This window comes from Sulfurimonas sp. ST-25 (genome assembly GCF_048079205.1).
Taxonomy (GTDB): domain Bacteria; phylum Campylobacterota; class Campylobacteria; order Campylobacterales; family Sulfurimonadaceae; genus Thiomicrolovo; species Thiomicrolovo sulfuroxydans.
This window is the reverse complement of the sequence record NZ_CP182225.1, coordinates 1,330,704-1,344,270: the sequence shown is the minus strand read 5'-3', so window position 1 is coordinate 1,344,270 and position 13,567 is coordinate 1,330,704. Positions and strand designations below refer to the sequence as shown.

The 13,567-nt window shown below is 60.4% G+C and carries 14 protein-coding genes; 7 read left to right on the top strand and 7 right to left on the bottom strand.

Going from position 1 to position 13,567, the window contains the following annotated elements; genetic code table 11:
• Positions 1-94 precede the first annotated feature (94 nt).
• Genes ACM66T_RS06850 through hemH form a run of 4 tightly spaced genes read left to right on the top strand, consistent with a single transcriptional unit; the run spans position 95 to position 4,005 of the window.
• Positions 95-1,219, top strand: coding sequence for an FAD-dependent oxidoreductase (locus ACM66T_RS06850; RefSeq protein ID WP_231018087.1), 1,125 nt, complete (start codon positions 95-97; stop codon positions 1,217-1,219).
• 17 nt (positions 1,220-1,236) lie between these two features.
• Positions 1,237-2,271, top strand: a complete 1,035-nt coding sequence (locus ACM66T_RS06845; protein WP_231018086.1) for a hypothetical protein — start codon at positions 1,237-1,239, stop codon at positions 2,269-2,271.
• Positions 2,272-2,281: 10 nt separating this feature from the next.
• Positions 2,282-3,052 (top strand): alpha/beta hydrolase, encoded by a 771-nt coding sequence (locus tag ACM66T_RS06840; protein ID WP_231018085.1) that lies wholly within the window; start codon positions 2,282-2,284, stop codon positions 3,050-3,052.
• On the top strand, positions 3,052-4,005 hold the full coding sequence (gene hemH, locus ACM66T_RS06835; RefSeq protein ID WP_231018084.1) for a ferrochelatase: 954 nt from the start codon (positions 3,052-3,054) through the stop codon (positions 4,003-4,005). Before ACM66T_RS06840 ends, hemH begins: the two co-directional genes overlap by 1 nt.
• A 59-nt stretch (positions 4,006-4,064) precedes the next feature.
• Here the strand turns inward: hemH and ACM66T_RS06830 are convergent, their stop codons facing one another.
• From ACM66T_RS06830 to ACM66T_RS06815, 4 genes are all read right to left on the bottom strand, one after another.
• The gene (locus tag ACM66T_RS06830; protein ID WP_231018083.1) at positions 4,065-5,894 is read right to left on the bottom strand and encodes a response regulator; all 1,830 of its coding nucleotides are present in this window, start codon (positions 5,892-5,894) and stop codon (positions 4,065-4,067) included.
• Positions 5,895-5,963: 69 nt separating this feature from the next.
• Complete coding sequence (locus ACM66T_RS06825; RefSeq protein WP_416768183.1) at positions 5,964-8,474, bottom strand: efflux RND transporter permease subunit; 2,511 nt, start codon at positions 8,472-8,474, stop codon at positions 5,964-5,966.
• Positions 8,467-9,051 carry an ABC transporter substrate-binding protein gene (locus ACM66T_RS06820; RefSeq protein WP_231018081.1) on the bottom strand — a complete coding sequence of 195 codons (585 nt, stop codon included), beginning with the start codon at positions 9,049-9,051 and terminating at the stop codon, positions 8,467-8,469. The genes ACM66T_RS06825 and ACM66T_RS06820 overlap by 8 nt, the downstream gene beginning before the upstream one ends.
• Positions 9,052-9,055: 4 nt before the next feature.
• On the bottom strand, positions 9,056-9,871 hold the full coding sequence (locus ACM66T_RS06815; RefSeq protein WP_231018080.1) for a VacJ family lipoprotein: 816 nt from the start codon (positions 9,869-9,871) through the stop codon (positions 9,056-9,058).
• 126 nt (positions 9,872-9,997) lie between these two features.
• Here ACM66T_RS06815 and ACM66T_RS06810 point away from each other — a divergent pair, with 126 nt between their 5' ends.
• Genes ACM66T_RS06810 through ACM66T_RS06800 form a run of 3 tightly spaced genes read left to right on the top strand, consistent with a single transcriptional unit; the run spans position 9,998 to position 12,048 of the window.
• The gene (locus ACM66T_RS06810) at positions 9,998-10,624 is read left to right on the top strand and encodes an HAD family hydrolase (protein ID WP_231018079.1); all 627 of its coding nucleotides are present in this window, start codon (positions 9,998-10,000) and stop codon (positions 10,622-10,624) included.
• Position 10,625: 1 nt separating this feature from the next.
• On the top strand, positions 10,626-11,561 hold the full coding sequence (locus ACM66T_RS06805; RefSeq protein ID WP_231018078.1) for an FAD:protein FMN transferase: 936 nt from the start codon (positions 10,626-10,628) through the stop codon (positions 11,559-11,561).
• Complete coding sequence (locus ACM66T_RS06800) at positions 11,548-12,048, top strand: hypothetical protein (protein WP_231018077.1); 501 nt, start codon at positions 11,548-11,550, stop codon at positions 12,046-12,048. Before ACM66T_RS06805 ends, ACM66T_RS06800 begins: the two co-directional genes overlap by 14 nt.
• Here ACM66T_RS06800 and ACM66T_RS06795 read toward each other — a convergent pair.
• Genes ACM66T_RS06795 through ACM66T_RS06785 form a run of 3 tightly spaced genes read right to left on the bottom strand, consistent with a single transcriptional unit; the run spans position 11,984 to position 13,442 of the window.
• Positions 11,984-12,451 carry a hypothetical protein gene (locus ACM66T_RS06795; RefSeq protein ID WP_231018076.1) on the bottom strand — a complete coding sequence of 156 codons (468 nt, stop codon included), beginning with the start codon at positions 12,449-12,451 and terminating at the stop codon, positions 11,984-11,986. The two genes, ACM66T_RS06800 and ACM66T_RS06795, sit on opposite strands and share 65 nt — an antisense overlap.
• Positions 12,451-12,933, bottom strand: a complete 483-nt coding sequence (locus ACM66T_RS06790; RefSeq protein ID WP_231018075.1) for a hypothetical protein — start codon at positions 12,931-12,933, stop codon at positions 12,451-12,453. Before ACM66T_RS06790 ends, ACM66T_RS06795 begins: the two co-directional genes overlap by 1 nt.
• On the bottom strand, positions 12,933-13,442 hold the full coding sequence (locus ACM66T_RS06785; RefSeq protein WP_231018074.1) for an FMN-binding protein: 510 nt from the start codon (positions 13,440-13,442) through the stop codon (positions 12,933-12,935). The genes ACM66T_RS06790 and ACM66T_RS06785 overlap by 1 nt, the downstream gene beginning before the upstream one ends.
• Between the last annotated feature and the right edge of the window lie 125 nt (positions 13,443-13,567).

Below are 13,567 nucleotides of genomic sequence, written 5' to 3'. Positions count from 1 at the left end.
CTCAAAGACCAACATTGATCCTGCTCCGGCGGGGGGAGTGTACGAGTTTTGAACCGGAGTTGCGTTACACTAAGCCAAACGAAAAAGGAGTCTTTTGACCTACGACACGGCCATTATCGGCGCCGGAATCAACGGCTGCGCCACGGCGTATTTTTTGACGCAGGGGGGCGAGAAAGTCGCCCTGATCGACCGCGAAGGGATCGCCGCGGGCGGCAGCGGGGCGGCGGGGGCCTTCGTCTCACCCAAGTTCTCCAAGGGCGGCCCCCTCAAGGCGCTGATGGAGGAGAGCTATCTCTTCTCCCTCGATTTTTACGAGCGCCATTTCCCAGACCTGATCCGCGTCGCATCCCTGATCCACTTTGCCAAGTACGAGGACGAGAACGAAAAGGTAAGGGCGTTCAGGGAAACGACGGCGCTGCCGATGCTCTCAGCGATGCCCGAGGCGCCGCTTATGAGGGAGACGGAAGCCTTCGAGCGTGTCGTATTGGCCCGGAGCGGGCTGGTTAACGCCCAGGCAGTATGTACACGTTTGGCGGAAGGCTCCGACTTTATATTGGATGATATTAATATTATAAAATATGAATCTGGCTTCTGGACGGTCGGCGCGATCCGTGCAAAACGGGTCATCCTGGCAACGGGGGCTTATAGGCCCGTCGTTGCGATGCCGCATATTACACTGCGGGCCGTCTGGGGGCACCGTGTCGATATCAAGACGACGACACCGCTGCCGTGCCACCTGCACCAGTACGTCTCCATCGCCGCGACCGGCGAGAACGGGGAGGGTGCCATCGGGGCGACGCACGACGTGCATTACGATCCGCTGACGGCGACGGAGCCCTATGATGTCGCGCAGGGGCGGGCGGAACTGCTGGAGAAGGCGGCGCGGACCGTCAGGCTGGAGCATGTCGAAGTCGTGAAAGACTATACGGGTCTGCGTTCGGGTTCCAACGACTACTATCCGCTGGTGGGCAGGGTCGCCGACGCCGAGGCGTCGCTGCGGGCGTTTCCGGGGCTCACAAAGGGCGTCAAAAGCGACGCCGCATCGCTTGTCTATCATCCCGGGCTCTACATGATCAACGGCACGGGCGGCTACGGTTTCGTCATGGGCCCGCTGCTCGCACGCACCCTTGCCGAATCGCTGCTGGAAGGCAAGCCCCTCCCCGAGGCGCTCGATCCGACCCGTTTCCTCTACCGTTGGGCGAAACGCGCCGGGAAGTGATCTGCTACAATAGTCGTATGAAAACGCTCCTTCCGTTCGTCGCGGCGGCGATGCTGATGCAGGGGTGCGGGAGCAGCAGCTCCGCCGACGCCTTTCATCAGCCCTCTGCCGCGCTCTGCGACGCCAGCAAGACCCTCGATGACGGGACGCTGCTCTGTGCCGTGCGTCCCTCCCGTCTCGATCCCGCCGCCCGCGATCAGTTCGGCACGGCGACGCTTCTGGACCAGCGGCTTGGGTTCGGATACCACAGTGTCGTTTTCCCGCCGGAGGGGAGCAGCGTCAAAGGGGTCTACGTGCATATGGTCGGGACCTTCGGCCGTCCCTACAACCAGGAGAATGGACAGTTCTCCTCCGAGACCTTTATGCATGAAGCCGCGCAGAACGGTTTCGTCGTGCTGAACGTCGCCTACCACAACCGCTACCTCGTCAACGGCACGACCGAGTGCGGCGGCCACCCCGAGGTGGACAACTGCGCCGGGAAGGTGAGAGCGGAGAAGCTGACGGGCGAAGAGCTCTCCTCCGTCGTTGACGTGCCCGCGGCCGATGCCGTTATCCCGCGGCTGCAGCAGCTCGTCGCATATTTTGAAGCCAACGGCTTTCACTTCCCGGTGAAGGTCGTCGGCACGGGCGGCGTGGCATGGGGGAACCTTTACGCCGGCGGCCACTCGCAGGGAGCGGGTCAGGCGCTCTACCTCTCCAAGTATTTCGGCGCCGGCCACGTCTGCATGCTCGCGGGCATCTACGACGTGCCCGATGACGTGCCCGTCACGGGGACCGTCGCCGACTGGATCACCGATACCCCACCCGTACCCGACCCCGCGCGCATCCGCGCCGTGACGGCGACGGACGACCCCTCCTACAGCGATTTCGTTTACGCCTACGCTCAAATCGGCCTGACAGAGGGGGTGCAATGGAAATCCTTCTATGCCGCGACGTACCACGATGCCGAAGGCAGTGCGATCGGCGCGCACGAGGCGGCGGTCGACGATCCCGCTTTCGCGACGCTGCGGCAGCGCGCCTGTTTCGAGACGGGCAGTTTCGAGGGGCTTTAGTGAGGGTGCGATGGCGGTTGTCCTGACGGTACTCGGTGCGATCCTCCTGCTCTGGGGTATTCTTTTGCTTGTGTGGCCCCGGCTGGTCTTCGCCCCCGTCTACTACCCGAACCGTGACGCTTTTCACCTGCATCCGGAGCGGTTCCGGGGGGTTGAACGGGTGCGCGGCGGCAACGTCGTGCTCGAAGGCGTCGTTTATGAGCCGGAGTCGCCCCGCTGCACCGTCTTCTATTTCGGCGGCAAGGAGCAGGACAGCGTAGCGCTGGTCGGCAAGCTCAGCGAGCGTTTCCCCGACTGGCGCATCATCGCCTTCAACTACCGCGGCTACGGGCGCAGCGGCGGCAGACCCGGCGAGCGCCTCCTGCTTGAAGACGCCGTTGCCCTGGTGACATACGCCCGGGAACGTTTTGGTCCGCTGATGCTGATGGGCTACAGTCTCGGCAGCAGCGTGGCCGCCTATGCCGCCTCGCGCACCAGCGTGACACAGCTGATCCTCGTCGCGCCGTTTTACGACGTTCCCTCCCTGGCACGCCTCAGGATTCCCTATCTGCCCGCCTGGCTGATGCGCTGCCGATTCGAGACGGCCCGTTACCTCGGCGGCGTTTCGGCACCGGTGAGCATCTTTGCCAGCCGCGACGACGAGATCGTGCCGATCGAGCAGAGCCATGCACTCAAGGCGAAAGCGCCGCGGTTAGCTGTCTATAAAGAATACAGCGGGTACAATCATGCAGAAATACTCGGCAGCGATCGTTTCATCGCCGACGTCTCAAAGGTGTGCTGATGGCCAAAAATGCAGTCATATTGCTTAATATGGGAGGCCCGAACGACCTCTATGAGGTCCAGACCTTCCTGCATAACATGTTCAACGACCCCAATATCCTGACGATGAAGAGCGGCCTGCTCCGGCGCTTCATTGCCAGCGTCATTACCTCCAACCGCACGAAGAGCGCGCAGGAGGTCTACCAGAAACTCGGCGGTAGGTCTCCGATCGCCGGCATCACCAAGAAGCTCGTCGCGGCACTGCAGGCGAAGCTGGGCGAAGAGGTTATCGTCGATTTCGCCATGCGCTATACGCCGCCCTTCGCGGACGTTTCCATCGCCCGACTGAAAGCGGCGGGGGTGACGCATGTCTACCTGATCCCGCTCTACCCGCAGTACTCGACGACGACGACAAAGTCCTCCCTGGAGGATTATGAAGCGCGGATGCATGCGCTGGGATTGAAGGCCCTCGTGACGGAGATCAAGCACTTTTACGCCAACGCGGCGTACAACGCGGTCATCATCGACCGTATCCGCGAAGCGATGGCCGGCGCGGACGCGGGGGCGTTTGAGCTGATATTCTCCGCGCACGGGCTGCCGCAGAAGATCGTCGACAAAGGCGACCCCTACGAGCACCATGTCATCGAACACGTCGCGCTGCTGAAGCCGATGCTCGAAGCTGCGGGGCTCTCCTTTGCCAACATCCATATCGCCTACCAGTCAAAAGTGGGCCCGATGAAGTGGCTGGAGCCCTCCCTGGAGCAGAAGCTTGAAAGCCTGGAGCGCAAGAAAGTGCTCGTCTTCCCGATCGCCTTTACGATCGACAACTCCGAGACCCTCTACGAACTCGATATGGAGTACCGCGAAGTGGCGGAGGAGCTTGGATTCGAAGATTACCGTGTGGCGGCCTGTCCGAATGACCACCCGCTCTTTGTGGAGGCGCTGGCATCGCTCTACGGGAAGATGCGTACCTGAACGTTGGAAAAGAGCGAATGCGATAGTGGGGAAGGCGCCCGGGCGCCTGGGGTGACCGCTTAGAGAGTCGTTTTGAAGCTGTCGATGGCTGCCATCGTTTTGTGCAGGGTAGAGGCAAAGGCGTCGGCGAGCTTAGTATACTCTTCGACACGGTTGATGAGTACCGCTTCGCGCAGGGTCTCCGCGGCTTCGGCGAGGGCGTCGGCGCCGATGTTGGATGCGACGCCTTTGACGTCGAGCATAAAGGCGACGAGCCTTGCGTCGTCATTGGCTCTGATATAGGTTCGGACCAGGTTGTCCGCCTCGTTGTAGGATGCGACGAACTCATCCAGGATCTCCGCATACATCACCTTGTCACCGGCGCAGATGTCCAGTCCGACGGAGGCATTGAAGACCCCATCGTATTCGTGGGTCTTCAGTTCCGGAAGCGTTTCATCCTCCGCTGTTTCGGCCGCTTCCGAAGCGAGGTTGAGGTACTGGTACATCACTTCGTACAGGGCATCGACCCGCAGCGGTTTGGCCAGCTGCTCCTCCATGCCGGCTTCGCGCATGTTGCGGATATCGTCCGCCCCGACGTCCCCGCTCAATGCGACAACCGGCACGGCGTCAAAACGGGGATCCTGACGAATGGCCCGTGTCGCTTCAAAACCATCCATGACCGGCATGTGCGCGTCCATCAGTACCATGTTGTAGCCGGGGTCCGCGTTGAGCATATCGAGGGCTTCCTGGCCGTTGTTGGCGATGACGATCTCCATCCCGCTCCCTTCGAGCAGGCGGGAGATTACCTTCTGGTTGATCAGATTGTCCTCGGCGATAAGCAGGCGGTTACCGGCGAATTCGGCCAGCCGCTCCTTGGTGACGGAGCCCAGGTCCGCCGGCAGGCCGCGTTTTTTGCGTGAAACGGCCTCCGCCGGAGCAGCGGCAGGTGCCGCCGGCGTTTCGGGAAGTTCCTCTGCCGTTTCCGGGATCGTCTCGGCCGGTGTCTCTTCCGGGGTTTCGAAGACGACCGGTTCCGGTTCGGCGGCCGGCTCCTCAAAGAACGGCGTCTCCTCTATCTCGACCGTCGGTTCGGGTTCGAAGTGCTCTTCAGAGGGCACACTTTCTACTGCTTCGGGCTCCTCAGGAGCCGTTTCCGCTTCAGGGGCATGTGCCGTGGTTGAAGAGGCGGCGAATTTTTCGGCAAGCTCTTCAAAGTCTTCCTTTTCATGTTGGGGGAAGAAATCGCTGGAAGTCCGTTTCCTGCGGGCGACGTAGAGCAGGATCAGCAGGGCGACGGCTGCGAGGAGGATGCTGTACAGCAGCATCGAAGAGGTACCGTCCAGAGGCGGTTCAGGCAGGTCGTTGCTGGCGGTGACTTCGGTGGAAGCGGCGGGGGCAGGGAGCTCGTCCACGGCTGCGGTTTCCGGGGTGACCTTTTCGGGCGCAGAAACGGGCGCGGGAACTTCGGCCGCTTCCGGCGCTGCGGCAAGGGGGGCTTCCTCGACGACAGCGTCCGTTTCATCGACGACGAAGACACCGTCTTCCTCCTGGACCGGTACCGGTGCCGCCGCTGTGTCGCTTGCGGCAGTAGTACGGCTGACATAATAGGCGTCGGGGACGATACCTTTGACGCGCTCCATGACGACGGGGAGATCGCCGGCATCCGCGAACCCTGTCAGTTCGGAACGGTAGAGCCCTTTCACCTGTTCGACGGTGAAGCTGAAGCGCTCTGCGGCAATGAGCGCAGCGACGGCCTCATCCTGCATGAGATGCTTCTTGACCTCTGCAATGCGTGACTGGGCGGCATCGGCGTTGCTGAAGGCACCGATGGAAATAGCCTGGTTGAGTGCGGCAAATGCTCCGGCGGCCAGGAACATAGCGGCAAGAAGAAGACGACGTAACTTAATCATGATCCATCCTAATGGCACAGGGGACGTGAGCCCCCCGGTAGATATTGTTACTATTGTAGCGTGTTAATTTTAATTGACAACTTTTTTCGTCACCTGTCCGAAAGGACGCAGCAGCAGGATGAGCTTCGGTAGCAGCATGAGGTCCGCGACGATCGCCATAAACATGACGAGCACGGTCAGAAGGCCGAAGTAGATGGTCGGGATAAAGACCGAAAGCACGAGGATGACGAAACCGATCATGATGGCCGCAGAGGTGTAGCTCATGGCGTAACCGATACTCTCGTGGGAACGGTGCATTGCCGCGACATAGTCGCCGTCGCGCGCAAGTTCGATCCGGAAACGGTGGATGTAGTGGATGGTGTCGTCGACCGCGATCCCGATGCTGATGGCGGCGATGGTGATGGTCATCATGTCCAGGGGGATATTGGACCATCCCATGACGCCAAAGACCGTCCCGACGGGAACGAGGTTCGCGATAATGGCGACGACGGCTGTGAGGAAGGAGCGGAAGAGGGCCCAGAACATCAAGAAGAGCAGAACGGCCATGACGCCGAGGGTGGCGATCTGCGACTCGAAGAGGCTCTGGAGCATATTATTGTACAGCACCATCAGGCCGGAGATGTGCAGATGTTCCGGGGGGATGCCGACCACGTTGATCAGCCCGTCATGCAGCTCTTTGAGAAGGTCGGCACGGCGCAGATCGGCATCGGAGTCGATGATGCGCAGGGCGAAACGGGCCTGGTCGTGCTCGATGCTGACGTAGGGTTTGAGAATGATATCGGCGAATTTCGCGGGCATCTCGTTATAGAGCAGCGCGAGCTCGAAGTTGTCGAGTTCACGGCCGTGGTTGAGGGTGCGGCCCACTTCGAGCATCGTCCCGAGCGAGAGGACCTTTCCGACATGAGGGACGCTTTCCAGCCACTCGTGGACACGGCGCACAACCTCCATCCGGTTCTCCGTAAACCAGTACTGGGCCCCTTTCGCCTCGGCATTGAACTCCTCGGCGAATTCGTCGAATTCGTCGAAACCGGCCGCACTGTCGGCAGCGGGTTCGGACGGGCTTTCGGCTGTAGGGGGCTGGGGGAGGTCGATGGTGATGTCCAGCGGCGTCGTCCCGCCGAGCTGGCGGTCGATGACGGACATCCCCTGGAAGATCTCCGTGGAGGGTTTGAAGTAGTTGATAAAACTGTTCTCGACGACGAGCCGCTGCGCGCCGGTGACGGAGAAGGCGATCAGCAAGACGGTGGCCATAAGCGTCCATGCGCCGTGACGTTCGGTGAAGGTCGCCAGGATCTTGGTGACGGAGAACTCTTTGTCGAAGGTCGTTTTCGGCTGTTTGCGCTTGAGCAGCACGTTGACGGCCGGAAAGAGCAAGTAGGTGACAATCAGGGAGACGCTGATGCCGATACTCATCATCCAGCCCAGGGCGATGACCGGCTTGATCCCCGAGAGCATCAGCGACGCGAAGCCCGCGATCGTCGTGATGATGGCGAAGAAGGTCGGTTTGGACATGGAGAGCGTACTCTCCAGGACCAGGGTGCGTTCGTCGGCCCCGGGGTTGGTGAGGGCGAGTTCCCGGTAGCGCACGATCAGGTGGATGATGATGGAGATCGTGATGATCAGCTGCAAGGAGATGAAATTGGACGAGATGACGGTGATCTCGAAACCAAGCATCCCCAGCAGCCCGACCGTAATGCCGATGGAAAGGGCGGAGATCAGCACCGGCAGGGCGACCCAGCGCTTCTGGCGGAAGACCGTCCAAAGCACGAGGATCAGCAGGGCCAGGACGGCCACGCCGTAGGTTTTGAGGTCGCGTTTGACGAAGGTGACCATGTCGTCGGCGATCATCGTCACGCCGCCGAGGAAGAGCTGCCCCGCCGCCTGATGGGTGCGCAGCGTATCGCGTACAGCGAGGATCATGCGGTGGTCGCGTTCGCGGGCAACGTCGCGGTACGCTTTGAAGACGGCCGTCGCGTCGGCAAGCTCGGTCCTGCCCTCTGCGGTGAGCGTGCCGTTGTCGTCGGCCGCGCGCAGGGCGTTGAGGCGGTCAAGCAGCTCGTAGTAGTGGTCGTCGCGGACGAGGTTGACCTGCAGAGCCGTCGTTTTGAGGTCCGGACTGACAAGGTTGGAGACGTAGAGGGGATTGTGTTTGAACTCTTCGCGGGCCAGGGTCAGGTTCGCGTCGCCCGCTTCGATGGAGGGGATCTTCTCCAGCAGCTCCTTGACGGGTTTCGGAGGACTCTCCAGGAGCGGGACGTTGAGAATGGAGTTGACGGAGTCGATCCCGTCGATCTTCAGCAGCGCCGCGCTGAGGGTCCGGATATTGTCGAGGGTCTGCGGGGCGAGGAGGTCGGCGTCGGGGGTGTAGGTGACGACGAGGAAGTCCTGGCCGCGGTAGCGTTTGGCGACGAGGCGGGTGTAGGCGAGGTCCTTGTCATTTTCAAGCAGCAGGGTCTCGGCGGAGGCGTCGACGCTGAGCTTCACCGCCTGGGTGCCCAGCAGCGCCGCTGTGAGCAGCACTAGGGCGATGACCGTGCGGGGGTACCGGAAAACGAAGCCGGTATAGAAGCGTTTAAGCATCAGGCTGTGGTTGACGCAGTTTGATGAGAAGCTGTTCTATCGAGCCCTTTTCGAGCTCGCCGGCGAACTGGCTGCGGTAGGACTGGATGATGCTCACGCCCAGCACGTCGACGTCGTAGATCAGCCACCCCTCTTTGGCATGGTAGAACTTGTAGAGCACCTCTTTCTTCTCGCCCTTTTCGACGATGTAGCTGTTGAGATAGATACGGTTCTTGACCTGCCGCGGCGCTTCAAGGGTGATGGCTTCGTCCTTGTAGAGGTCGAGTTTGCTCATATAGAAGTCCTTGATCCGGCGCTCGAACAAAACGACATACTCTTTGCGCTGGGGAGGGGTCGCCTCCTGCCAGCCGGTTTTGCCGAGACTGAGCTTCGCCATCAGCACAAAATCGAAATAGGGGTCCATCTCCTGCTCGATGGCCGCATTGCGGTCCGTTTTGCTTTTGTTGTGATCGTTGAGGATCTCCAGGACCGCATCGACCTTCTGGCGCATCACGCTGCCGATCTCGTTCGCTTCGAGCGCCGCGGCCGAGAGGGGCAGCAGCAGGGAAAGCAGGGCAAGATAGAACAGTTTTTTCATGACATTACTCCGATATCAGTTTGTTGCGGTTTTGCTCGTAGGCATCGCGCATAAATGGGTAGAAGTCCAGGGCCTCCTCGCGGATCTGCAGGTACTCCTTCCGGTAGAGGGAGAACTTGTTGAAGCGCTTGTAGCCTACCAATCCCCACCCTTCATACGTATCGCGGGGGATATTATACTTTCTTGGGTCAACATAATAGATTGGGTTGACATAGAAATCGATCAGATCCCCCGTGATGTCGCGCAGGTTGCTGGGGCCGAAAAAGGGCAGGACGATCGGGAAACCGTTCCCGACGCCGTAGTGCCCCAGGGTCTGCCCGAAATCCTCCACATGGGGCTCCACCCCTATTTGCATGGCGGTGTCGAACATCCCGGCGAACCCGAAAGTGGAGTTGATAATAAAGCGCCCCGTCTCGGTCAGCGCGTGGTCGAATTTGAGCTGGAGCAGGTTGTTGACAAGGCTGACGGGGTAGTAGAGGTTGTTGAAAATATTGTTGATCGAGACCCGGATCGGTTCGGGCAGGATAAAGTCATAGGCGCTGAACACGGGGTTGAGGATGTAATCGAAGAGGGTATTGTTAAAACCGGTCATCCAGCGGTTATACCCTTCAAAAGGGTCATAGGCCGGTTTGGCGTCGTCCGTAAACTCCTCCTCGAAACCGGCATCGTCGAAGCCGCTGTCGTCAAAAATCTCGTCTTCGGGACCGGAGAGGTGGGCGAGCGGACCGACTTTTTCCGTTTCAGAGGGTGCGGGCACGTCTCCCGACTGGGCGTGAAGCAGCGTAAACCCGAATGCGATTGTCAGAATGAGTCTCTTCATGAATGTCAGGATTGTACCAAAAATGTTTAAATATTTCACTGCAAATTGTCACAGGAAAATCACAATATGACGCATCTCATGGCGCTTTGCTATAATAGCGCGAAACTGCCTGCGGGGAAGAAAACCATGCGTATTGTGATCTTTGACATGGACGGAACGCTGATCGATTCGCAGCACGACATCACCTGCTCGATCAACCACGTCAGGGCGGCGAATCATGCCCTGCCGCCCATCGACAGCGGCACCGTCGTCGCATGGATCAACAGGCCCGTGCGCAATCTGCCCAAACTTTTTTACGGGACGGAGCATTACGAGACGCGCGACCGCGAGCTCTTCGAATCGCACTACCATGAGCAGTGCATCCAGAATCCCGTACTCTACCCGGGTATCCGCGAGACGGTCGAGACGCTTCACGCTGCGGGCGTCAGGCTTGCCGTTGCGACGAATGCCCCGAGCACCTTTGCCGCAAGGATGATCAGGCATCTCGGCATCGCGGACTATTTCGACCATATCATCGGCCCCGACATCGCCGGGGCGTCAAAGCCGGATCCGGCGATGCTCCGCCTGATCCTCGACGCCCTGGGGTTTCGGCCGCAGGAGCACCGGGCCTGGATGGTGGGCGACAACAGCAAAGATATCGACGCCGCGCGCCTGGCCGGCATTACGGGCATCTTCTCCACCTGGGGCTTCAGCGCCGAGGGGGAGGGCGATATCGTCATCGGGCACCCTGCCGCACTGCTGGACATTGTCTGAAATGAAGCTTCTGCTCTCCCTGCTGTGTCTGCTTGCGTCGTTGCAGGCGACGGAACGGACCCGTGTGATGATGGGGACCTTCGCCACCGTGTCGGTCCCGGACACCGCCGCAGGCTGCATCGACGGGGCCTTCGCCGCCATGACCTCGGTCGAGAAGGCGCTTTCGTCGTACGACCCCGCCGCGGAGGTCTACCGCCTCAATCATGCGGGGGCGCTGGCGATCTCGCCGACGCTCTATGACGCCCTGCAGAGCGCGGTGCGGTACTACGTGCAGAGCGACGGCTACTTCGACATCACCATCGGTGCCCTCAGCCGCGGGGCCTACCATTTCGGCGAAGCGGAAAGAGTGCCGGGCAGGGCGGAAATCGCCGGCCTCCCGATCGGCCTGAACCTGCTGGAATTCAATGCGACAGCCGCGCGGCTCGCACCCGGCGCGATGCTCGACTTCGGCGGCTTCGGCAAAGGGGTGGGTCTCGACGCTGCCGCCGCCGTGCTCCGTCACTGCGGGGTTACGGAGGGCACCGTGGCACTCAGCGGCGACATTCGCTGCCTCGGCCGCTGCCTCCTGGCGATCCAGGACCCCTTTTCGGAAGGGACCCTCATGACCTTCAAAAGTCTGGCCCCGCAAACGGGAATGAGTACGAGCGGCGACTACCGGCGGTTTGTCGGGGACAAAACCCATAACCACCTGATCGATCCGAAAACGCGGGCATCGGAGCGCGCGTTTGCTTCGATCACCCTCGTCGGTACGGTACGCAGCGGCGATCTCGACGCCTGGACGACGGCGGCGGCCGTGATGCCGCCCCCCAAAGCCGTTGCGTTTCTGCGGACCCTGCCGGTAGGCTATGTGCTGATCTACAGTGACGGTACCGTCGTCAAAAGCGCGAACCTGTCGCACTACCTTGAAGTATTGGAGGGGAACCATGAAGATGATTGAGAAGATGCTGCACCCGGAGGAGACGATCCTTGTTGCCGCCGAGATATCAAAGACATTCTATAACGGCATCCTCTCCCTCTACGGACTGGGTGCCCTGCTGCTGTTTATCGGCTACGAGTACGAGATCGGGGTGATCGGTCTGGTGCTCATCATCCGCACCTTTTACATGCATCTGCAGGAGATCCGGGAGAAGAAGCATTACCACTGCGTGCTGACGCCCGAACGCCTCATCATCCACAAGGGGTTCAAAAACCGGGAGATCATACCGATCAACCTCGAGGAGATCCGGACGATCTATATCAAGCCCTACAGTGAACGGTTCAAGAACCACATCGACGTCGGAACGCTGGAGGTCCTGACGATCTCCGGGGGGCGCTATGTCATCAGCCATATCAAAGCCCCCTTCGCATATCACCGTGCCATCATCGGGGATGTCGTTGCCGCGACAAGCTATGCCAAAAAGCGTAGTAGATCAACTGAAGCATGAGCAGCGTCCCCAGCAGGCTCAGCAGCAGGTATGACGCCAGTTTGATCCAGACCCAGAGGGTGCTCCCGGAGGCGATGAAGTAGCCGCTGACGATGTCGAGGAGCGCCGCGGCAAAGAGCGTGAGCGCGAGCCGGATCGCACGCCGTTTGGCGGTATCGGTCGCGAAAAGCAGGAAATGCGCCCCCACCATGATAAAAAGCCCCATGGCTCCCAGGTGCGGCACAGCGGTCTCCAGCAGTCCGTAAGCACTTTTGCCCGGGACGGTGTCGCTGCCCAGATAGTAGAGCTCGATGCCCTGCACGGAGAAGCCGATCTTGCTCGCGAAGAGGGCGGCGGCCGATGCGAGCAGCAGCAGCCCGAAGAGGGCGAAATAGACGACGGCGAAACGGTAGGCGCGCTGCATCAGGGCTTCTTGAGGACGTTCAGGTAGAGCAGCGAGGCGAAGGCCATGAAAAGGGCCGTGCCGTGCCAGAGCCAGAAGGCGCCCAGCCACGGCAGGAGATAGGCTTCGCCTTTGTAATAGGCAAGGGCAAAGAGGACGACGTCGGCGGCGGCGGCGATCATGGCGATATTGATCACGACCGCGGCGACGCGTTTGAACGGGCAGAGGCGCGCATAGACGGCAGAGAGGGTCAGCAGGGTCATCATCATAAAGAAGATATCGCTGTGTAGGAGTTCAAGCACGAAATGTTCGCTGACGGGGTCGATGAACTCCGCTTCGTTGCCGTAAAGGGTCGCAGAGAGGGTGGCACGGTCGAGCCCGATATGGTCGCGTTTGAGAAAGGCGTCGGCAACGAGAAAGGTGCCTGCAAACAGGAGTAGTCCGTTGAGCAGCGGACGCATCAGCGCGTCGCTGCGCAGGTCTTTGACGAGGGTGAAGCGCATCAGTGTTTCCTGATCACGGTCTCGAAGAGTGCCAGGGCGAGGCGGGCACCGTCGGTGACGTTGCGCGCGCTGAGCGTCGCCCCGCTGACGGTGGGGATGTCTTTGCCGACGCGCAGGGTCGCGTTCGCGTCCTTGCCCTTGAACTGTTCGAGGTAGGTGTGCTGGGGCATATACTCCGGCGGTTCATTGAAGGCGACGATCTCGATGGCCCGGATCGTGCCCTCCGGCGTGATCATGTAGAGCACCGTGGCATCTTTTTGGCGGACCTGGCGCGTCACCAGCACACCGTATCCGACGGCTTTGCCGTCAATGTCGGCGGTGTAGAAGCGGTAGATTTTCGTCTCCAGTTTGAGCTTGGCGCGTTTGGTGACGGCCGCAGCCTGCTTGCTGCTCAGCAGGGTGTTTTTCTTCGTCACTTCGCTCTGCGCCCCGAAGGCGTGCTGCATCGCATCGATCGGCGAGATCAGCGGGGCGGCTGCCGCGCCGACACTCAGTAAAACCAGGGTCACTATCAACTTTTTCAGCATGGATCTCTCTTCAAAACGGATTATCAAATCCCCGCCGCTGCGGGTACTTGAGGATCGGTTTTGTATAAAAATTATAACACACGGCGGCGGAGCGGGAAGGAGAAGGA